The sequence below is a fragment of the Allorhizobium paknamense genome, from assembly GCF_030815125.1.
In the GTDB taxonomy this organism is placed as follows: Bacteria; Pseudomonadota; Alphaproteobacteria; order Rhizobiales; family Rhizobiaceae; genus Allorhizobium; species Allorhizobium paknamense.
The window spans coordinates 215,626-237,223 of sequence record NZ_JAUSWH010000002.1; the positions used below are offsets into that span (position 1 = coordinate 215,626).

Consider the following 21,598-nt stretch of genomic DNA (forward strand, 5'->3'; position numbering starts at 1 on the left):
ACGCTGCAATCGCAGATATTTATGGAAGGATGACGCTTTTTCCGCATTGTAATCTCCCCCCTTGAGGGGGAGATGCCTGGCAAGGCAGAGGGGGTAGCCCGCACGACATACCTGAGCGTCGTGTACTGTGTGAGTGAATCAGATCGGCGCTCTAACTTTTTGTATTTACACATTTCCGGACGGAAAACCGGCCTCCACTTTTCTCAAGATAATCCTCTCGGCTTCATGACCCCTCCCGCCGCCAGATCAGGTAAAGTGTTGAAAGCGGCGGCAGGGTCAGCGACAGCGATTGCGGGCGGCCATGGGCGGGGTGATCTTCTGTCCAGGCTTCCACATTGCCGAGATTGCCGCCGCCATAAATGGCGGCGTCACTGTTGAACACTTCCCGCCAGCATCCGGCTTCCGGCACGCCAAGACGATAATTCTGGCGGGGCACCGGTGTCATGTTGGAGACAGCAAGCACGATGCTGGTGCGGTCGGCGCTGTAGCGCAGCATGGCGAAGATCGAGTTTTCGGCGTCGTCGGCGCTCGCCCATTCAAAGCCTTGCGGATCGAGATCGCCGAAGTGCAGGGCGTTTTCGCTGGTATAAAGCCGGTTGAGGTCTGCAAGCAGTCTTTGCAGACCGGCATGGGCGGGATCGTCCAGCAGATCCCAATGCACCGAGGCATCGTGGTTCCACTCGGCATGCTGGCCAAGTTCGCTGCCCATGAACAGCAGTTTCTTGCCGGGATGCGCCCACATGAAGCCGAAATAGGCGCGCAGATTGGCGCGCTTCTGCCAGTCATCGCCGGGCATCTTGCCAAGGAGCGAGCCTTTGCCATGCACCACTTCGTCGTGGGAGATCGGCAGGATGAAGCGCTCCGAATAGGCATAGACCATGCCGAAGGTCATCGAGCCGTGATGGTATCGGCGATAGACCGGGTCTTCCTGCATGTAATGCAGGCTGTCATGCATCCAGCCCATGTTCCATTTGAAGTCGAAGCCAAGGCCGCCTTCCTCGGTCGGGCGGGTGACGCCGGGCCAGGCGGTGGATTCCTCCGCCATGGTCAGCGCCGCCGGGCAGCGGGTGCGGATGATGCTGTTCAGATGCTTGAAGAACTCCACCGATTCCAGGTTTTCCCGCCCGCCGTAGCGATTGGGAATCCATTCGCCGTCATTGCGGCTGTAATCGCGGTATAGCATGGAGGCGACAGCATCGACGCGCAACGCATCGACGTGAAACTCCTCCAGCCAGTGCAGGGCGCTGGCAATCAGGAACCCCTTCACCTCATTGCGTCCGAGATTGTAGATCAGCGTGTTCCAGTCGCGGTGAAAGCCCTCGCGCGGGTCCTCATGCTCGTAAAGCGCGGTGCCGTCGAAGCGGGCAAGCCCCCAGACATCGGTTGGGAAATGCGCAGGCACCCAGTCGAGAATGACGCCGATGCCGGAAGCATGGCAGCGGTCGATGAAATAGGCGAAATCCTCCGGCGTGCCGTGGCGGCCTGTGGGCGCGAACAGGCCGAGCGGCTGATAGCCCCAGGAGCCGCCAAAGGGGTGCTCCATGATAGGCAACAGTTCGATATGGGTAAAGCCCATCTTCACCACATAGGGAATGAGCCGCTGGCTGAGTTCCACCCAGTCCAGCATGCGGTTGCCGTCTTCGCTGATCCTGAGCCAGGAGCCGGCATGAAGCTCGTAAATCGAAATCGGCTGGGTGAGCCGGTCTTCCCCATGATGGCGGCTTAGCCAGTCCCCGTCCGTCCAGGGGAAAGGGTCGGCAGAGGCCACGACCGAGGCGGTGCCGGGGGCCGCTTCGGCGGCGCGCGCCAGAGGATCGGCCTTTTGCGGCAGTGGCGTACCGTTGGCATCGAGGATTTCGAACTTGTAGCGCTCGCCCTTGCCGAGGCGGGGAATGAAGAGTTCCCACACCCCTGCCGAGGCTCGCAGCCGCATGGGGTGACGCCGTCCATCCCAGGAATTGAAATCGCCCACCACGGAAACCCGGCGTGCATTCGGAGCCCAGACGGAAAATCGGACACCGCTGATGCCATCGACCCGCATGGGCCGGGCACCGAACACCCGGCCCATTTCATAATGCGTGCCCTGGGAAAAAAGGTGCAGGTCGAGCTCGCCGAGCAGCAGGCCGAACGCGTAGGGGTCTTCGGTTTCCTGAACGGCATCCGGCCACTGGATGCGCAGCCGGTAGCGCGACAGGCCGGGCAAAGTGCCCGCGAACAAGCCGCCCGGATGGGCCGGGTCAAGCCGTTTGACGGCAGCGCCGCTTTCGGTGTCCACGACCTCCACCGAAACCGCGCCGGGATAAAGCGCGCGGATGACGGTCAGGTCGCCGAGATGATGGCGGCCGAGGACAGCGAAGGGATCGCCATGGCGGCCTTCCACCAGGGCATCGGCGGCAGACCGGTCGATGCCGGTCATGGGGTCCAGTCGTTCCAGCATCAAGTGCTTTTCTCCAGAAGTCTGTTGGCGATGGCCAGGAAGCCACCGAGGGGAATGGGCAGCCATTTCGGCCGGTTTCGGGCTTCGTAGACGATCTCGTAGGCTGCCTTTTCCAGAAGGAAGAGATCGAGGATGCGATTGCGCCGCCGCTCCGGCATGTCGAGCGCCGGGCAGCTTTCGGTGGCGGCGAAATAGTTCTCGAGAAAGCGCTGTTCGGCGCGTTCGGCAAAGCGGCGGATGAGGCGTATGCGCCGGTCGCTGTCCGGGTCCGTCACCGCCTCGTTTTCCAGCTCCGCCGTGGCGGCCAGATAGCTTAGCGAGCGCAACAGGCCTGCCACGTCGCGCATGGGATGGGCCTTGGCCCGCCTTTCGGCAAGCGGGCGGGCGGGTTCTCCCTCGAAGTCAATGATATAGGCGTCCGCTTCCGCCACCAGAACCTGGCCGAAGTGGAAATCGCCGTGATGGCGGATCATCAGCGTATGGCGCGCGGCCTCGGCCTCCCCCCTGGCGGCTTCGAGCAGCGGCTCATGCCGGGAAAGAAGCCGCGCGACCTGCCCGGAGAGCCCATCGCCAAGGTCCAGATCCTTTTCGGAAAGCACGGCGAGACTGGCCTCCAGCTCCTGCTCGATGCGCGCGCGCAGGCTGGAAACATAGTCTTCCCCGGCCTCTTGTGGCGAGAAGGCGGGATCGTCCACCGGCGTTGCCAGCGCCACATGCAGCTCGCCCAGACGGGTGCCGACGGTGGCGATGAATTCCGTGAGCGGGCGCATCATATCGTCCACCTCCTCCGGCTCGCCGGGGGAGAGCAGCAGGTCATCCAGGCTGCGGCGCAGATTGGCAAGCAGCCAGTTCCAGGCATCGCCCTGATTGCGGATGGCACCTTGCACGATGATCAGCGTCGAGGGCGTCCCGTCCGGAGCGATACGGCGCACTTCGCCCAGAAGCGGCGCGGTATTGGCATAGCCAAGGGCGGTGAGGTGGCGCGTCATCTCCACTTCCGGATGAATGCCGGGAAAGATGTGGCGAATGAGCTTGACCATGGCCATATCGCCGACAATCAGCGAACTGTTCGATTGTTCGGCGGAAAGCCAGGTCACGGCCATGTCGTCGCTGACGGCCAGACAATCCAGCGCGTCGGTGCCGAGGAACTCCAGCGTGCCGCTGCGGCTGGACAGGCGCGCCCGTTCGCAAAGCCCGCGCAGCACGCCGCGCGCCAGACCTTCCATGGCAAAGCCATCGGTGAGAAAGCCCACCCGTCGCCCCTGCCGGATGCGGGCCATGGCCAGTTGCTGCGCCAGCACTGTTGGCTGGGCATCATCCCAGGCGGGCGAAAGCGGCAGGAGATAGGTTTCCGTATGTCCTTCCAGTTCCGCTTCAAGCTCGCCCAGCAGAATATTGTGCGGATAGCCGAGCGGCGTGGCCGAGACCAGCGTTGCCCGCTTCAAGGCTTCGCCCTTGGAGCCGAACCAGCGCCGCTTGGCGAGATAGTTGGGCAGGATCTCGCGGGAGAGCGTCCCGGCCAGCCGCGGCTCGTCCACCAGTTCCGTCAGGTCGCGCCGCAGCACCATGGTGACGAAATCCGGCAATTGCTCCGGCGGTTCGGTACGCCAGACCGGGCCATCGGCTTCCGGGGCAAGGCGGAACCAGTAAAAGCCATAGGGCGGCAGGGTAAGGAGATAGGTAAGCTGGCCGATCGGCGGAAAGGCCGACATGCCGGTAAGCTCGATCGGCACCCGGCCAGCAAAGGCGGAAAGATCGAGCTCCACCGCCTGCGGCAGCCGGGAGAGATTGAAGACGCAGAGCAGCGTCTCCTCCTGATATTCCCGAAGATAAGCGAGGACGCGGCGATTGGAGGGGGCAAGAAAGGTCTGGCTGCCGCGTCCGAAAGCGTTGAACCGGGTGCGCAGCGCCAGCATGTGCCGGGTCCAGTTGAGAAGCGAGTGGGCATCCGCACTCTGCGCCTCGACATTGACCGCCTCATAGCCATAGAGCGGATCCATGATCGGCGGCAGCACCAGCCGGGCAGGATCGGCGCGGGAAAAGCCGCCATTGCGATCCGGCGACCATTGCATGGGCGTGCGCACGCCGTCGCGGTCGCCCAGATAGATATTGTCGCCCATGCCGATCTCGTCGCCGTAATAGAGCACCGGCGTGCCAGGCATGGAGAGCAGCAATGCGTTCATCAGTTCGATCCGCCGCCGGTCACGCTCCATCAAGGGTGCGAGACGGCGGCGAATGCCGAGATTGATGCGGGCGCGACGATCGGCGGCATAGGTGGTCCACAGATAATCACGCTCCGCATCCGTCACCATTTCCAGCGTCAGTTCATCGTGATTGCGCAGGAAGATCGCCCACTGGCAGGTGTCCGGGATATCCGGTGTCTGGCGCATGATATCGGTGATGGGAAACCGGTCTTCCTTGGCGATCGCCATGTACATGCGCGGCATCAGCGGGAAATGGAACGCCATGTGGCACTCGTCGCCGTCGCCGAAATAGTCGCGCGTGTCCTCCGGCCACTGATTGGCCTCGGCCAGCAGCATTTTTCCGGGATGGGTGGAATCGAGGGCGGCGCGGATGCGCTTCAGGATCGCATGGGTTTCCGGCAGGTTCTCGTTGTTGGTGCCTTCCCGCTCCACCAGATAGGGAATGGCATCCAGCCGGAAGCCGTCAATGCCGGTTTCCAGCCAGAAGCGCATGACCTCCAGCAATTCCTGCATGACCAGCGGATTGTCGAAATTCAGGTCCGGCTGGTGGGAATAGAAGCGGTGCCAGTAATAGGCGCCCGCCACCGGATCCCAGGTCCAGTTGGATTTTTCCGTGTCGATGAAGATGATCCGCGTTTCCGGAAAGGTCTGGTCGGTATCGGACCAGACGTAGAAATCCCGTTCCGGCGAGCCGGGGGGCGCATGGCGCGCCCGCTGGAACCAGGGGTGCTGATCGGAGGTGTGGTTGATGACGAGTTCGATGATCACCCGGATGCCGCGCTCATGGGCGGCGGCCACGAAGGCGCGAAAATCCTCCATCGTTCCGTAATCGGGGCTGACATTGCCGTAATCGGCAATGTCATAGCCATCGTCCCGGCGTGGCGAGGGAAAGAAGGGCAAAAGCCAGATGGCCGTGACGCCCAGCGAAGCGATATGGTCCAGCTTGGCATGCAGGCCGGAAAAATCGCCGATGCCATCGCCATTGCCGTCATGGAAGGATTTCACATGCAACTGATAGATGATGGCGTCCTTGTACCACAGCGCATCGCCCGCGCCCGCCGAACCCTTGCCTTGAACGCCGTTGTCCGCCTGATCGCGATCCGTCATCATGTCCATGATATTGATCCTTTTTGAGTGTTTCCAGGAAAAGCGGGAACCGGCATTCCGTCTGGAAACACGGAAAAACAAAAGCTTAGCGTACGCGCCAGATTGCGAAGGGCTGCTCGGGGGTCAGTCGCAGGTGTTGCCGCTTGCCGGTCCAGGTGAAGTGGCGGCCTGTCAGAAGGTCTTCCATGGGCAACGAGGCGTGGTCCGGCAGGTTCCAGGACCAGAGCGGTATTTCCACATCCGCCTCCTGTGCATGGTGCGGATCGAGACTGATGGCGATCAGCAGCACGTTTTCGCGCCCGGCGCTGGCCTTTTCGAAGAACATCACCTGATCGTTCCAGGCGTTGAGCAGCGTCAGTCCGAGATGGCTGTGCAATGCCGGATTGTCGCGGCGAATACGGTTGAGCTGGGTGATTTCACCCTTGATGTTGCCGGGCCGGTCCCAGTCCCAGGCGCGGATTTCGTATTTCTCGCTGTCGGCATATTCCTTGCGCTTGGCGTCGGGGCGGCCTTCGCAGAGTTCGAAGCCGTTATAGACGCCCCACAATCCCGAAAGCGTGGCCGCCAGCGCCGCGCGGATGACAAAGGCCGGGCGCGGGGCATTTTGCAGGAAATCCGGGTTGATATCGTGGGTGTTGACGAAGAAATGCGGGCGGAAAAACTCCTTCGGCGCTTCCTCGGTGATCTCGCGCATATACTGCTCAAGCTCCCACTTGGCATTGCGCCAGGTGAAATAGGTGTAGGATTGCGAAAAGCCGATCTTGGCCAGACGATACATGACCTTGGGCCGGGTAAAGGCCTCCGAGAGAAAGATGACCTCCGGATTGCGGGCGCGGATTTCCGCAATCAGCCACTCCCAGAACGGAAAGGGCTTGGTGTGGGGATTATCCACCCGGAAGACCTTGACGCCCTGATCCACCCAAAGCTCGACGATCTCCTTCAGGCTCTGCCAGAGCCCCGGTACCGCATCGCGGGCGTAGAAATCGACATTGACGATGTCCTCGTATTTTTTCGGCGGATTTTCCGCGTAGCGAATACTGCCGTCGGGCCGCCAGTCGAACCAGCCGGGATGTTGCGTCAGCCAGGGATGGTCAGGCGAGGCCTGGATGGCCAGGTCGAGCGCGATTTCCAGCCCGTGCTCGCTGGCGGCAGTAATCAGCCTGCGGAAATCCTCGAACGTGCCGAGCTGAGGATGAATGGCGTCATGGCCGCCCGCCTCCGAGCCGATGGCATAGGGGCTGCCGGGATCTTCCGGCCCCGCTTTCAGGCTGTTGTTGCGCCCCTTGCGGTTGGTGGTGCCAATGGGGTGGATGGGCGGAAAATAGAGCGTGTCGAAGCCCATGGCACGAATGGCGGGCAGGCGGGCGATCACGTCGTCAAAGGTGCCGTGCCGGTGCGGATCGCCGCTCTGGGAACGGGGAAAGATCTGGTACCAGCTGGAAAAGGAGGCTTCGCGCCGCTCGGCATCCACCGGGACGGCGGCTGAGCGCAGCCGGAAAGGGCGGCGGTCAGCCTGCTGCATCAGGGCAAACGTCCCGGCATGCAGGAGCAGGCTGGTTTTAGCCGCAGCATCGGCCTGTTCAAACTCATCGATCAGCCGTTGCAGAGCGGTCTTCACCGGATCGGTGGCGGCCTCCATCGCCTCGCGGATCAGGATCAGGCCTTCCTGCTGTTCCAGCGTCAGATCGAGGCGCGCCTCATGCTTTTTCTGCAATTCGGAGCGGAAAATCGCAAAGGGGTTGCGCCAGCATTCCACCGCGAATTCGTGCCGCCCCAGCCGCTCCAGCGGGAATTCCCCGCGCCACCGATCATTGACCAGCAGCTGCATCGGCACCTCCGTCCAGTCCGGCTGATCGGCGGCGCGCCACAAAAGGGCAGCGCTGATCGGATCATGACCTTCGCCGAAGAGATCGGCTTCCACCGTCAGCATCTGGCCGACCACACGCTTGACCGGAAAGCGCCCGCCATCGACGCTCGGCGTGATGTTTTCGATCACCAATCTCGATGTTCTTGCCGCTTCTAGCGCCGGGGTACCCGCCGCCATCCGCACGGCACTGGCGGGCGTGCCTTCAAAAATGCGGACATCTCCCGGCGCAAGGCGCAGATCGGCGGTGAGCTTCTGCTCCGGTCTGCCGCTTTCGGTCAGCGGCAGGAAGCGGAAACAGGTCTCGCTCAGCGCCTGAAAAGGAACGGCGCTGCTGCGGCGCAGGTCGCGATTGAAGAGAATGACCCTGAGCCGCTCGCTGTGACGCAGATCCGGATGATCGCCGGTAATCAGCGCGGCTGTGGAGGTGCCGCTGGCGCTGATCAGACGGGAAGGCGGGGGCGTCAAGGCCGAGCGTGCCAGGCTTTCATTGGTGCGGCGGATGCTGCCGGAGAGGTCGAACGCCTGCCGGTCGCGCAGTGCTTTCAGCCCCAGTCCCTCGCCATGCAGCGGATCGAGCGGGGTGGCAACGCCAAATTCGAAACCCATGGGCACCATCAGCCCGCCACCATGGGCGGCCGCCAGTGTGAGCGCCTGACGCGCGCGCCGCTCCAGCACCTCCGTTCCCTCGGCGCCATGGGCGACGCGTGGGCCAAAGGGCGCTTCCGGCATGGCGATCTGCAAGGGGAAATCCCGCTGCACTTCGGTTTCGTCGAGAAGCCACCGCTCTTCTCCATCCCACCAGGCCAGCGATGAAAAGGCACCCGCAAAACCGGCATGCGCCAGGCTCCGCCTCAACTCGAAGGGCGTTCCCGGTGTCCAGGCATAGAAACGGCATCGCGGATGGCTGGCGGTAACCCCGGCAATCAGGGTGCGCCATTCCTGCGGCGCCAGCGCCAAAAGGTCGAGACAGCGAAAGCCGGCAATGCCGCTCTCCGCCAAAGCAGCAAGGCGGATGCGCCAGGCGGTGAGATGATTTTCCCGGGCTGTTTCGTCCAGCCCCTCAAGCCCATGGCTTCCGGCCATCTGCGGGGCCGGGCGCGGGTCTGCGGCAATGGCGGGGGAGGGATCGGGCAGACGGCCGGGAGCGACGTCCATGAAAAGATCGATGCCGGTTTCCTGCTGAAGGGCGCGCAATTGCTGAAGCCCTGTGCGAACATCCTCGCCCAGCCCGAGCGCCGGGTCGAGCCGCTCGAAATCCTCGCTGATGAACAGGCTGGTTCCTTCGCGCCGTTGAAACAGGGGGGCGGTCAGCACGCTGTCAAAACCAAGGCTGCGGGCATGGTGGAAAAGCTCCCGCCAATCCGCAATTCCTCCCAGCATCAGCGGGTGCACATAATAGAGGCGCGGGGCTTCCCCGGCACCGGCCTTAACACCGCCGCGTGCATGAGCATCCATGGATCATCCTCCCAAGGTTTTGCTGTTAACCCTTGGAGGCAGGGCTTGTTCCTTCGTCGAGCCGCGCGGCGCATGGCCGAAACGCGTCATAAACGTGGCGCAAGGGCAACTGTCATGTCGTTTTTGCGGCAAGCTGTCGCTTTTGCATTGCGCTTCACGGCGCGCCTGCTATTGATTTTTCTCAAATGATTCTCGGTGCTTCTGGCTTTTGGGCAGGGTCGGAGCTTTTTCCATATTTCAGGCATCCGCGCGGGATGTGTTTCGGCGGTTGTGGGATCCATTTCGTGAGCGGAGATTGGGGCATGCGCAAGGTTCTTTCGGTCCTTCTGGTGGCGCTGTTGAGCAGTTGCGCAAAACCATCGGACGGGCCAAGCGCCGGCAGCATCCGCGATGCGAAGTTCCCCCACAGCAATGAGCGCGTGCCGGTGATCGAACTGGCCAATGCGCCCGCCGTAACGGCCGCGCAGCCGGTCAATCCGCATGCCAACGACGCCGGGCTGACGGCCTTGCGCGGCGCCTATAACCAGCAGCGCCTGCGCCCCGGCGACGTGATCGACGTCACCGTGCTGGACACAGGCGAGGAGGGGCTGTTTTCCTCCACCAACAGCAAGACGCTCAATCTCGGCCGCTTCACGGTGGATCAGTCCGGCTATGTCTCCATGCCTTTCGTGGGCCGCCAGCGCGTGACGGATTCCACGCCGGAAGGCCTGCAAAGCCGCATCGTCGCCGGTCTCAAGGGGTCCTCGGTCAATCCGCAGGCGGTGGTGACCGTGGTGGACAAGCCGTCCAGCGCCGTCATCGTCAGCGGTGCGGTGAAAAGCCCGGGCAAGGTGGCGCTCACGGCGCGCAAGGAAAAGGTTCTCGACATCATCTCGCAATCCGGCGGCGCCTCCGTGGCCCCGCCTGCGGCCATGGTGACGGTGGTGCGCGGCAAGGAACGCGCCAGCGCCGCGCTCGACCGTATCATGAACGACGAAAAGCAGAATATCGTGCTGCTGCCGGGCGATCAGGTGATGGTGGATGGCGATGCCGCAAGCTTTACCGCGCTTGGCGCCTTCAAGAGCGCTGGCGAATTCCAGTTCGAGCCCGGCAAGCTGACGCTCGCCCAGGCCGTTGGCCGTGCAGGCGGACTGCTGGACGACCGCGCCGATGCCCGCAATGTCTACATCTTCCGCAACCAGCTCATCCAGGTGCCGCAGGCCGCCAGCGGCGGCAAGGGTCCGGTGACCATGGTCACCACTGCCAAGCCGGTGATCTACCACGTCAACATGAAGGATGCTTCCAGCATCATGCTCATGCAGCTCTTCCAGATGCAGAAGGGCGACGTGATCTATGCCAGCAATGCCGGTCTGGTGGATTCCGCCAAGCTGCTGACGGTCTATCAGAAAGTGCCCAATACCGCAGCCGCTCCGCTGCCGGGGGCCGGTTCGGCGCAGTGATACAAAGAGTCATTGAAAATGACTCTTTGGATTCCACTTTCGAATATCTCAAGCATTTGACGCGATTGAGATATTCGAAATCACTTCAAGGCGAGGATGCGTAAGCATCTTCGAGCCTTGGTATAAATCGCTCATAACAACAGCAGCGCCTGCACCGCGCTGCGGTCTTCCGCGCTGTCGGGTGCCTCAATCAGCCACTCGGCAAGCGCTGTTAGAGCGCTTTTCGATGTGATTGAATCAGATCGGCGCTCTAACTTTTTGTATTGACACATTTCCGGACGGAAAACTGGTTCCCACTTTTCCTGGAAATGCTCTAGCTTTTCCGGCACATCCTCCAGCCCGTCCAGCATCCCCTGAAGCAACAGGCCTGAAGCGTGCAGGTCCTGAACAGCGCGGGCGGGACGGGCGGCATCCTGCCGGTCTGCCGCCACCAGCGCCGGGCGCGCCTGCGCAAGGCCCAGAACCGCATGGGTTTCCCCTTGCCGGAGCGCAATGCCGAAATCTCCAAGGCGGATATTGCCTTTTTCATCCAGCAGCAGGTTGCCGGGTGCGATGTCGCCATGCACCAGCCCCAGGCCGTGTAGATAGGCGAGCGCCGAAAGAAGGGCGGTCATGATGTCCCGGCATTGCCCGGCATCGGGGCGCGGCAGGGCGGTGAGCGGCTCTCCTGCCCAGTCCTGAAGAATGGCGGGCCGCCCGTCACTCAGCCGCAACAGCATGCGGGTGGTTACGATCCGGGGATGCGATAGGGTGAGGCCGATTTCGGCCTCACGGCGCAGAAGCTCGGCCCGGCTGACGGCATGGGCCTCTTCGGGCTTGAGGGTTTTCAGCGCGTGCAGTGTGCCGAGATCACGGTGGCGCAGTTTCAGCACCTCGTGCCAGGCGCCAGTATGGATGGTGTCCTCGACAAGGAAGGTTCCGGCAATCTGGCCGGACTGACCCGGATTGAGCCTGTCGGAGGCCCGGTCCATCGCCCCGCGCAACTGGTCCAGCAGGAATTGCTGGTCCTCGGCGCTGCGGGCATGGCCATCCTGATCGCGCACCGCAGCCATCAGCGCGGCGAACCGCTCGGCAATCAGCTTATGGGGATCCACCGACATGGCTATCGCTCAGGCGGATGACGATGGCGCTGATGTTTTCACGGGCATTGGCAATCAATCCTTCCTGTATCAGCGCTTCTGCCGGATCGTCTCCGGCATGGTCCAGCAGCAGTTCCGCAACCGCCCGTTCGCCGAGCAGATGGATCAGCGGATAGCTGCACAGGAAGAGTTGATCGCCCGGCTTTGCGGCTTCCATAAGGCTTTCCGGCAGGAATTGCGGCTCAAGCCCCAGCCCGCGCCGAAGACGTTTCTGCAAGCCCAGGCTGACATGGTCGCGGGTCAGCGGACGCATGGTGCCATCGCGCAGCAGGTAGGCGCGGGCATCGCCGGCCCAGACGATGAGGATCTGTCCCGCCACCACCGAGGCGGTGACGATGCTGGCGGCGGGCGGTGGCAGGCCGTTGCCCGGCGGACGGGCCAGCAACAGGCTGTTGGCCTTGCCAAGCTTGCCCTTGATTTCATGCAGCATGTCTTCTGCCGTCTCCACCGGGCCGATGGTGGCTAGGCTGTTGGCGGCAAGCTTGGCGGCAGCCTCGGCGCTGCCATGATCGCCAACGCCATCGGCGACGGCAAAGAGCGGCGGTGCGGCGGAGAGAAACAGCCCGTCGGCATTGATGGAAAAGCGTGTCCCGGCATGGGTGGCATAGGAATAGCCGAGCGCGGGTGCTTTAAGCGGTGCGGGCTGAACCGCAAGCGGTGCTTTGGGTTGCGGGGTCTCAGCGGGCTGAACGGTCGGCTCCGGTTGCGGCGGCACCGGTTTTTCCGCCGATTGCGAGACTTCCCGGAAGAGCTTCAGGAAATGCTCCGCCTTCAGCGGCGCGGAAAGCCGCAAGCCCCGCGGCTTCATGGTTTCCTGATCGATATACCACCACAGGCCCGAGCGGTCGGGGGTGGCGGGCGTCAGGCCCTCGTCCTCCTGCGGGCGGGGCAGGCGCATCCGTTTCAGGCTGTCGATGAAGCGTCCGAGATCGAAATCGCGGGTGATCGAGCTTTCCGCCAGCCCTTCGGCGGCAATGAACCAGTTGCGGTCGAGATAAAGCGTGCGGGGATGGTAATCGAACTGGTTGAGCTGGGCGGCGATGATCAGCGGAAAGCTTCGCCCCACCCGGTCATGGCTGGGCAGCAGCACGCCGGCAAAGGCGGCCCGTCCCCAGATGCCCTTTTCCACGATGAAGCGCCAGGGCGGGGAGGCTGCGAACAGCTTTTCCCAGCCCGCCCCGAAAGCCATTTCGCATGCATGCAGACCCTCGCGGCACCAGCGGTCCAGCGCTTCGATCGTCTCCCGTTCCAGCCCGTCGGAGATGAAATCGCCATGGCTCGGCAATTTCCCGAAAAAGCCGATCCGGTCTATGGGGGTCATCTTCACGCTGGGCTGGGGACGGGGGGCCATGGCGTCTCCTCAAAACTGCGCCGGGCAGCTGAAATCCGCCAGCGCCTTCAGGCGGAAGGGATTGAGCACCGAGCCGAACTGCACCTCGAATTCCGCCGTCTGGCCACCGGTGGCAAAACGCAGGCGGAATGTGTCGCTGGCCTCATTGCTGATCTCTGCGTCATCAAAGAGGCGGAAGGGCGACCAGTCGCCATTTTCCGTCTTGGCCTGCTGCCAGCCGCCCGGCTGGAAGGCAATGCGCGACATATTGGCCGCCTGCCGTGACGGCCAGGTGATGGATTTCGCCTGGATCGGCCCGTGGAAATAGACGACGCGCTCGCCCTCGATTTCCAGCATGACCGCATTGGCCTGGTCCGATAGCGAGACCGGCTTGACGTTCAGGGTAATGGCCGGGGTTTCGCTGCCATTGGGGAAGAAGGCCCGGGTGATCTGGTCGGCCTTTTCGAAAGAGGCGATGGCGTCGCTGGGAATGCCCGCGGCGCCGAATGTTCCCTTCCAGCCCCAGGGCGAGGCGGCCTGATCGACAAAGGGCGCAAGCCGCTGGTCGAAGAAGCTGCGGAACAGGCCCTTCGGACCGAAGAGGCGGATGAAATCATTCATCGCCACGTCGCGGTTCGAACTGCGGTCGAAAGGATAGCGGCCGGTGACGATGGAGCTGCACAGGCTTGCCCCTTCCGCCGACCAGAGATCGGCTATGCGGCTGCGGGCGGATTTGACCGCCAGCGAGCCGATATCGGCGGCAAGCCCCGCCACCCATGTGTCCAGCGGTGCGGGCAGGCGGCGGGCATCCTGCAACAGGTCCTGATTGGCCTTGGTCAATTGCCCGTCGACATCGAACACCTTGGCGACCTCCGCCGAGGACGTGGCCGAGCGCGCCAGCTGGTCATGCAGCGTGTCGATGCGTGGCAGAATGGCATCCACCTGCGAGACCGGCTTCTTGCCGTCGGTGGCCGATTTCTCGCTCTCCGCCGGGGGCTGAAGCGCATCCCTGAGCTTGCCATAGGGGTCCGGCGCTTCCATGGAGGTGGCGAGCATGGCGGCCACCGTGTCGCCGCTGGCCGAGGAGACGAGGGTGGCGACGCCGCTGACATCGCCCTTCGGCCTCAGATCGGTGGCCTCGGCGATGGAGCGGGCCGCCTGGCCGATGATGTTGCGCTCATTGGCGAGGATACGCGAGGTTTCCGCCGCATCGCCGAGGCTTTGCGAGGGCTTCACGGTGATGTCGCTGAGCACGCTGGCCCAGCGCTGTTCGAAGCGGTCGAAATAGATCTGGAGCGCTGCCTGCGAAACGCTTTCCAGGGTCTGGCCGCGCAGCGCTGCCGGAGAGCCGCGCACCCATTCTTCCTGAAGGGCCTCGCGGGCCGCATCGGCGATTTTCGGCAGCACCACCTGCCGGTAGCCGGTAGCGGTGAAGAGACCTTCCACGCCTTCCGTGAGCGGCGCGCCGGATTTGCGCTCGAACGCCTTGTCGGCCAGCGGACCGAAGGCGGCAGAGGGTGTCCAGGGGGCAGCACTGCGGGCAGCGCGGGACCCGGCCAGAATGTCATAGGCACGTTCGGCCACCGTCTGGTCGCGAATGATGTCGCGGGCCTTGGCCATCAGGCTGCGGTCGATTTCAATCGGCGGCAGGGCGCCGCCCGCCATGGCGCGGGCATGGGCAATCAGCGCCCGCCGGGCCACGGCCCGGCCTTCGCCGGGATAGAGCCGGTTGAACATCTGCTCGGCCTGATAGGAGACGAAATCCGGATCGAGACGGCCAAGCCCGCCCAGCATGGCATAGAGCTTCAGGCCGTTGAAGGCGCGGGTCACGTCCTTCTCGTCCGTCAGGTCCTTTTGCAACTGCACCAGCATGCGCGGCAAAAGCAGCCCGTTCAGCGCCCGCTGATAGGCATCGCGCTGGCGGCTTTCGATCTTGCTGGACTGGTTGAGGCCGAAGCTTGCGATCCACAGACGCCCCTCGCCAAATCCTTGCGGCACGGCGCGCAGATTATCGAGGGCAGGAAGGATGCGCAGGAAATCGGCATCGTTGACATCGCGCACGCCGACGCCCTGGATGAGCTTGTCATAGGCGTTCAGCCGCTCATCGGCCTCGGCCAGCGCCTGCCGGTTCTGGATGAAGGTCAGCGTCCAGCCGGAAAACACCAGCGCCAGCACCGCCACCGCCACACCATAGGAGACCCGGCGCAGAATGAGCTGGCGGCGTGACAGGCGCTTGTCGCGGGCCACCAGGGCGGCCTCGTTGAAGATCACCTGCTTGAACAGCCGCGGCAGGAAGTAGCTGCGGCGGCTGCGCTTGGCGGGGCTTGCCGAAAGCGCCTCGTCCGGCTGGGTGGCGGAGACGAAATAGAAGCCGCGAATGAAGGGCGCTTCGATCAGCGCCGAGCCGGAGGCAAGCTCCGTCACCGCCTCGTTCAGCCTTTCCTGAAGGGCTGCAAGCTCTGCCGGAAAGCGGAAGATGCGCCCCCGGATTTCGGCATTCTGCTCCTGTTGCAGCCGCTCGATCAGCATGGCATCGACGCGCTGTTGCAGAAGCGCGAATTCTTCCGCGAAACGCTGCGGCAGATCGGCGGCCTTGTCGCTGTCTTCCAGCGAAAAGGTCATGCCCCAGACCTGCTCGCGATCGCTCTTGTTGAAGCCTTCGAAAAACTCAACGAAGCCGGTGAGCAGGTCGGCCTTGGTCAACAAAAGATAGACCGGTACGCGCGCGCCGAGCTGCTCGTCCAGCTCGGCAAGCCGCTTGCGGATGGCACGCAATTCCTCGCGCTGGGCTTCCGGGTCGCGTGTCATCAGATCGCCGATGGACAGCGTCACCAGTGCGCCATTCACCGGCTGAGCGCGGCGATAGCGGCGGATGAGGTTGAGAAAACCGTCCCAGCCCGCCTTGGAGGAGCCGTCCAGATCGTCCTGCGTGGTGTAGCGGCCGGCGGTATCGATCAGGATCGCCTCGTCGGCGAACCACCAATTGCAGTTGCGCGTGCCGCCAATGCCCTTGACCGCCTCGGTGCCCAGCGCATCGCCCAGCGGAAATTGCAGGCCGGAATTGGTGAGCGCCGTGGTCTTGCCCGAACCCGGCGCGCCGAAGATCACATACCAGGGCAGGTCGTAGATATAGCCGAACCGCTTTCGGGTGATGCGCTTCAAAAGCGCCAGCGCTTCCTTGAGGCGATTTTCGATTTCGCCGACTTCCGCCTGACGGGTGGCCAGCGCCTGCTGCTCGATGCTGTCGACCAGTTCCTGATCCTGCTTGCGGGCGCGGATCAGGGTGACGGCCATATAGATGGCCCAGACGGCGAAGAGGGCGATGATGGCCCAGATGCGGGCCGGGACGCTGGCAAAGGGCTTGAAGGTGCCGAAGGCCAGCAGATAGCCGTAGAACCAGATGACGACGGCGAGTGCGATCACCCAGATCAGTGAAATGAAGCGCCGCCCGACGATCCCCGCATAGGAATCGACATAGGAGCGGATGGAGTAGAACCAGCTGAGCGGATTGATCATTGGCCGCCTCCGGCCTGCGGGGTGGCCTGAACCGGCGGGGCGAGAATGCCCGCGTCATTCAGTTTTTCATCGGGATTGGTCAGCACGAGAATTTCCGTCCGTCGGTTCTTTTCGCGGCCTTCTGGGGTCGAATTGTCGGCAATGGGGTCGCTGTCGGCGCGGCCTTCAGTCAAAATGGCCTCCGGTCCGGTATAGGCGGCAAGAAGATCGCCCACCGCCTTGGCGCGGGCCTCCGACAGGTGCCAGTTGGAGGGAAACTGTACGGTCTTGATCGGCACGTTGTCGGTATAGCCGATGACCACGGCGCGGAAATTATCCGCCGCAAGCGCCCCGCCGATCCGTTGCAGCAGATCGCGGAACTGTTCCTTCACATCGGCACTGCCGACATCGAACAGGCCGGAATTGTTGATGCGCACGCGCAGCCGCCCATTGGCGTCGGAAAGCGTCACCAGTTTCTTTTCCACCTCCGGCTGGAGGAAGGTCAGAAGGTTCTGCAGGCGGCTGGGCGGTGGCGGCGTGGCCGGTGGCGGCGGGGGCGGCGGCTCCTCTGCCTTCACCGGCGGCTTTGGTTCTTCCGGCGGCGGGGCAGGCGGTGCTGCAATCAGCACGCTCGGCGTCTGACGCGGCTCAAGCGCGGCCAGCCTCTGGAAGGTGCGGTCGGAACTGTCGTTCAGTGTCAGCGTGAAAAAGAGGTAGCCGAGCGCGAAGGCCAGCGCCACCAGCGACAGCAGCGTCCACAGCGCGGCCATGGTGCGCAACGGCTTGTGGCGGGCATTGACCCCCTGCCAGTGCGGCGAAAGCTCGCGCTCGAACACGCCGTATTGGCCAAGCAGCGTCTTGTAGAGGCTGTCGCGGATGCGCGACAATTCCAGAGCCCCGCGCGAGGACACGCGCGTGCGGCCCTCGAAGGCCAGCGACAGGCAGAGATAGATCAGCAGCAGCAGATCCTTGTTGGCGCCCGGCGACTGGTGGAAATGGTCGAGAATGTCGAAAACCCGGTCGCCGCCTGTCACGTCATTATGGAAGGTGGAGACCAGGCCGGAGCGCGCCCATCCGGCGCGCACGCCCCAGGGCTTTGACAGCACCACGTCATCCACGGTGGCGCAGATGACATAATGGGCGGCCCGCGCCCGTTCCGGGCTGATGCGAGCGGCGGCGAGATCACGCTCATAGGCGTTCACCGCCTCGATGGCGGCGCGGCGCAGCTCGGCAATATCCGGCTGGCCGGCGTTGTAGCGCAGCGCATGCGCAAGATTGAGCAGCGGCGCTGCGGAGCGCACGATGACGGGCACGTCGGCCCCGCCGAACCGGAAGGTTTCCAGCAGCCGCGCCACCGGCAGGGCAGCACCCCCTTCCGTGGCGACGGGCGCCTCGGCTGCGGTATCGAGCAGCTCCGAGATATTGCGGGATTTCTCGTCCTGAACCCGCTTTTCCTCGGTAACCTCGACGATGGTGGGAAGATCCTGCCAGGCCGAGGGAGAGGATGGAATATCCTTGTTCATTCGCGAAGCCCCCAGAGCTCCATTTCAAGACCGGGGAACTCCCCGGCGAGGTGAATGGCAATGGCGCCGGAGCTTTCGAGCTGCTTCCACAGCGGCGATTTCGTATCCAGCTCGAAATAGAGCGTGCCTGCCCGGTAGGGCAGCTGGCGCGGCAGCACCGGCAGCGGCCGCACCGGAATGCCGGGCAGCGCCACATTGACCAGTTCGGCGATGCGCTCCACCGGTCCGACCTTGATCTGCGCCGGCAATTTGCGGCGAATATCCTCGGCGGGAAGCTCCGCCCTGACCGCCAGCACGAAGCCCGCCTCGCGGAACAGGCTGCGGTCGTTGATGGTGCCGACGCGCACGCCGTGGCGGCGCTCCACAAGCTCGATGGCGATGGCTGCCTGTTCCAGCACGGCGGAGAGCGAGGTGCGCAGATCGTCGAAGACGGCGGAAAAGGTGGCCTTCAGATCGTCATGGCGGTAGGCGGGAAAATCGCTGGCCCTTTTCCTGTCCATGGTGAAGGTGGCAAGCTCTCCCGCAAGTTGGATGCAGTGCTCGTAAAACACCATGGGGTGCAGCCGCGTGGCGTTGGACAGAACGTGTTTCAGCAGCGGATCGGCGCGGTTGAGAATTTGCAGCAGAAAATAATCGCCCACTTCCGCCGTGCCGCGCACGGTGGGGTCGCCAATGCGCTCGGCAATGGCTTCCGCCCGGTGACGAACGATGCCGAGCAGTTCCGTCAAGAGCTCATTGAGGCGGGAGGAGGCGGTGCAGTTGAGGCTTGGCGGAATGAAATCCGGGTCGAGAACGACGGCACGGTCGGAGCGCACCTCGATGACGCGGGCAAGGCCAAGAAGCTCGTACCCGGCAAGATCGTCGCCCGTCTTCAGAAACTTCATGTTGAGCCGCCCGACATCGATGGGGGCCATGAAATCGGTTTCGACATTGGCGTCGGGGGCCTCGTAGGGCGAGGCGATGATGCGCACGCCGTTCAGGCCTGCGGCCCCGTTGGCGCTCCCATTGAAAGCCCCATTGAAAGCCATGTCCGCGCGCCCCGGCTGGCGGGCGGGCAGCGCCAGATAGATGGTGGCGTTCTTGACGCTTTCATCCAGATCCAGCGGCGGCGGCAGGTCGGTGTCTTCCGGGGCGTCGAAGGGCGTACCATCCGGCAGGATACCGCGCAGATTGGACAGCGCGAACTGACCGATGGCGAGCGCCGAGCGGTCGATGCCGATTTCCGCCAGACCCCAGGGATAGGCGGCGATGCCACGGGCGATGGAGCGCACCAGCCTTTCCGTCCAGCGATCCGATTGCTGAAAATGTTGCACGCGAAGGAACATGCCTTCACTCCAGGCAACGCGATTTTCATGTCTCATGCGAGTGGATACCCCCTATGGATGGCGTTGCGCCGTCAACCGGTGCGGGGGAGGGTTCCTCACCCGTCGCGGCCCGGCGCAGAAAATCCCGGAAGGAGAGAAGTCTCTCTTCCGCTTCAAATTCCTTTTTGTATGCAGTCCAGTAATTGCGTCTGCCGATGAGGCTGAGGCGGTTTTCCGCCGCATCGACACGGGCTTCGAGAAGGCGCGGATCGAGCCTTTGCGTGGCTTCGCGCAGCGCCTGCTCCAGCATGGCATTGAAGCTGCGCTGGGCCTCCGTCAGCGAAGCAAGGCGGGAAAGCAGGGCGGCCTCGCCATGACCGCGAACACCTGCATTGGCAGGGGATGGCAGGTCGAGCAGGCCGAAACAATCGGCCAGCAGCTCTTCCATTTCGCTCACCTGCTCGGCCAGCCGCTCGGGAAAACGGCTGGTGGCTGCAGGCGGCGGCTCCGGGGGCTCTTCCCGCGGTCCATCGGCAAAGACGGCGTCGAAATCATGCTCGTCGGCCCCGTCGCGACGGCGCAGAGGCTGCACGGTCACGGCGGTACGGCGGGCATCGCGATGCTCGAAGACATGGGCTTCGCTGACCACCTCCTGAAAGCTGAGACGCGGCTCTTCCCGCGCCTCGGTCTCGTCATCTCCCTTGGTCGGGGCAAGGTCTTCCTTGAACCAGTCTTCCGGCAGGACCACCGAGCCGCCCTTAATCTCCGGCGGGCCGGACCAGCCGATATCGACGTGGCGCGACAGGCTCTTGCCCTTGGGCTTCGTCTCGTCCGCCAGCCAGGGCTCATCGCCGCCGCGCTCGCCCAGAATGCCCTTGGCCACCCGCCCGCCGGGGGCGATGTCGGAGAGAATGGCGGAGATCGTCAGGTTTTCGTCGCTCAGCGCCAGTCCCGGATCGGGATCGGCGGCGGGGCGGTCGGCCTCGCCACTCACGCGCACCCGGAAACGGTGGCCGCGAATATCGATGGTGGCGCCATCGTCAAGGCGAAGGCTGTCGCCCTCCAGCAAAAGCTTGCCATTGACCAGCGTGCCATTGGCGCTCTGGTCGGTGAGTATGAAGCCTTTGGCATCGCGGCTGATGGTGCAATGCAGCTTGGAAACGCGGCGCTCGGCATCCTCGATCTGCCAGTCGCACTCGCGCGAGCGGCCAATGCTGCGCTTGCCATGTTCCAGCACCCAGATCTGCCGGCTATTGCCTTCCGCTTTCAGTTCCAGCCTCATGCCGTCACCTCCAGCGGCGAGGCGCGAAGGCCTTGCGCTTCCGTCACGATGGCGTCGCGGCTGTCTTCCTGTGCAGGCGCGCTGCGCGCCCAGCTGTTCCAGCCGAGACGGGCGGGCATGTCCGGCGCGCCAAGCTGGCAGAACGGGATATGATCGCGCGCCAGCACCACCTGCACGTCGATGTCATAGCCATTGCCGAGAAAGGCGCGGCTGAGAGCAAAGATTTCCCGCAATCTGCGGCTTCCGGGCGAAAGGCTCAGATAGTCCTGATAGGTGACCGGGCCGAGCACGATGCGCAGGCCCCCCGCCAGATCCTGCACGGCGCTGCCCGCCATGGCGCTGACGCCGAGGCGCGGGGCGTTGCGGGCGCCCAACTGGCTCAGTTCTTCCGGCGGAATACTCACCCAGCGCGGGCGGAACTGCTCGATCTGGACCGCAAGCCCGGTAAAGCTTTGCAGCATGGCGGCAAGGTTTGCGCCATTGCGGGTGCGGTCGGCAAAGAAACCGGCAAAGCGCAGCAGCACGTCTTCCGGCACGCCTGCCTTTTCCACGAGTTGGGCGGTGCCGAAACCGGCCAGCGACAAAATCGCGGTGCGAAAGCCCGTTGCCTCGCGCGGCGACCAGCGCAGGCGGCGCGCCAGCCGGTATTTCTCGTTTGCCGCGACGAAGAGTTCGGCAAAGCGGGCGGAAAACAGCGCCAGAAAGCTGGAAAAAGCCCGCGCCCGGCTGCGCTCCTGCTTCAGCAGCAGGTCGTTATACTGCGGCGGCAGCGCGCCGAGCGGGCCGACAAGGGCGGCAAACACCGTCTTTAGCCGGTTGCTTTGCAGTTTGCGGCGAAAACCGCTGACGGCAAGTGGCGTCGGGGCAATGCCGAGATGCGGGGCAATCTCCAGCTCGCGTCCGCCGGACAGATGCTGGGCGACGCGAAAGGCGGTCGTGGGTTCGAAGGCGCCGGGGTCGCGCTCCAGAAGGGCTGAAATCGGGTCCTGGTCTGTTTTCATCTGCATGTTCATGGA

11 protein-coding genes are annotated in these 21,598 nt (G+C 63.7%); 1 reads left to right on the forward strand and 10 read right to left on the reverse strand.

What is annotated here, in order from left to right; genetic code table 11:
• Positions 1-223: 223 nt before the first annotated feature.
• The 3 genes from glgB to QO005_RS04500 all read right to left on the reverse strand — a co-directional run bounded on the left by glgB (position 224) and on the right by QO005_RS04500 (position 9,070).
• Positions 224-2,440, reverse strand: a complete 2,217-nt coding sequence (gene glgB / locus QO005_RS04490; protein ID WP_307156786.1) for a 1,4-alpha-glucan branching protein GlgB — start codon at positions 2,438-2,440, stop codon at positions 224-226.
• Positions 2,437-5,748, reverse strand: a complete 3,312-nt coding sequence (treS, locus tag QO005_RS04495) for a maltose alpha-D-glucosyltransferase (protein ID WP_307157074.1) — start codon at positions 5,746-5,748, stop codon at positions 2,437-2,439. Before treS ends, glgB begins: the two co-directional genes overlap by 4 nt.
• 85 nt (positions 5,749-5,833) lie before the next feature.
• Positions 5,834-9,070: an alpha-1,4-glucan--maltose-1-phosphate maltosyltransferase gene (locus QO005_RS04500; protein WP_307156787.1), complete on the reverse strand. Its 3,237-nt coding sequence runs from the start codon at positions 9,068-9,070 to the stop codon at positions 5,834-5,836.
• A gap of 302 nt (positions 9,071-9,372) precedes the next feature.
• Here QO005_RS04500 and QO005_RS04505 point away from each other — a divergent pair, with 302 nt between their 5' ends.
• On the forward strand, positions 9,373-10,509 hold the full coding sequence (locus tag QO005_RS04505; protein ID WP_307156788.1) for a polysaccharide biosynthesis/export family protein: 1,137 nt from the start codon (positions 9,373-9,375) through the stop codon (positions 10,507-10,509).
• 131 nt (positions 10,510-10,640) lie between these two features.
• On the opposite strand, the gene QO005_RS04510 is transcribed toward QO005_RS04505, so the two are convergent.
• The 7 genes from QO005_RS04510 to tssG are packed head-to-tail and all read right to left on the reverse strand — an operon-like array spanning position 10,641 to position 21,595.
• On the reverse strand, positions 10,641-11,609 hold the full coding sequence (locus QO005_RS04510; RefSeq protein WP_307156789.1) for a protein kinase domain-containing protein: 969 nt from the start codon (positions 11,607-11,609) through the stop codon (positions 10,641-10,643).
• Positions 11,590-12,999, reverse strand: a complete 1,410-nt coding sequence (tagF, locus tag QO005_RS04515; RefSeq protein WP_307156790.1) for a type VI secretion system-associated protein TagF — start codon at positions 12,997-12,999, stop codon at positions 11,590-11,592. The genes QO005_RS04510 and tagF overlap by 20 nt, the downstream gene beginning before the upstream one ends.
• A gap of 9 nt (positions 13,000-13,008) precedes the next feature.
• Complete coding sequence (gene tssM / locus QO005_RS04520) at positions 13,009-16,491, reverse strand: type VI secretion system membrane subunit TssM (RefSeq protein WP_307157075.1); 3,483 nt, start codon at positions 16,489-16,491, stop codon at positions 13,009-13,011.
• Positions 16,491-17,996 carry a type VI secretion system protein TssL, long form gene (gene tssL, locus QO005_RS04525; protein WP_307156791.1) on the reverse strand — a complete coding sequence of 502 codons (1,506 nt, stop codon included), beginning with the start codon at positions 17,994-17,996 and terminating at the stop codon, positions 16,491-16,493. The genes tssM and tssL overlap by 1 nt, the downstream gene beginning before the upstream one ends.
• On the reverse strand, positions 17,993-19,357 hold the full coding sequence (gene tssK / locus QO005_RS04530; RefSeq protein ID WP_307156792.1) for a type VI secretion system baseplate subunit TssK: 1,365 nt from the start codon (positions 19,355-19,357) through the stop codon (positions 17,993-17,995). Before tssK ends, tssL begins: the two co-directional genes overlap by 4 nt.
• Positions 19,347-20,582 carry an FHA domain-containing protein gene (locus QO005_RS04535; protein WP_307156793.1) on the reverse strand — a complete coding sequence of 412 codons (1,236 nt, stop codon included), beginning with the start codon at positions 20,580-20,582 and terminating at the stop codon, positions 19,347-19,349. The genes tssK and QO005_RS04535 overlap by 11 nt, the downstream gene beginning before the upstream one ends.
• Positions 20,579-21,595: a type VI secretion system baseplate subunit TssG gene (gene tssG, locus QO005_RS04540; protein WP_307156794.1), complete on the reverse strand. Its 1,017-nt coding sequence runs from the start codon at positions 21,593-21,595 to the stop codon at positions 20,579-20,581. Before tssG ends, QO005_RS04535 begins: the two co-directional genes overlap by 4 nt.
• Between the last annotated feature and the right edge of the window lie 3 nt (positions 21,596-21,598).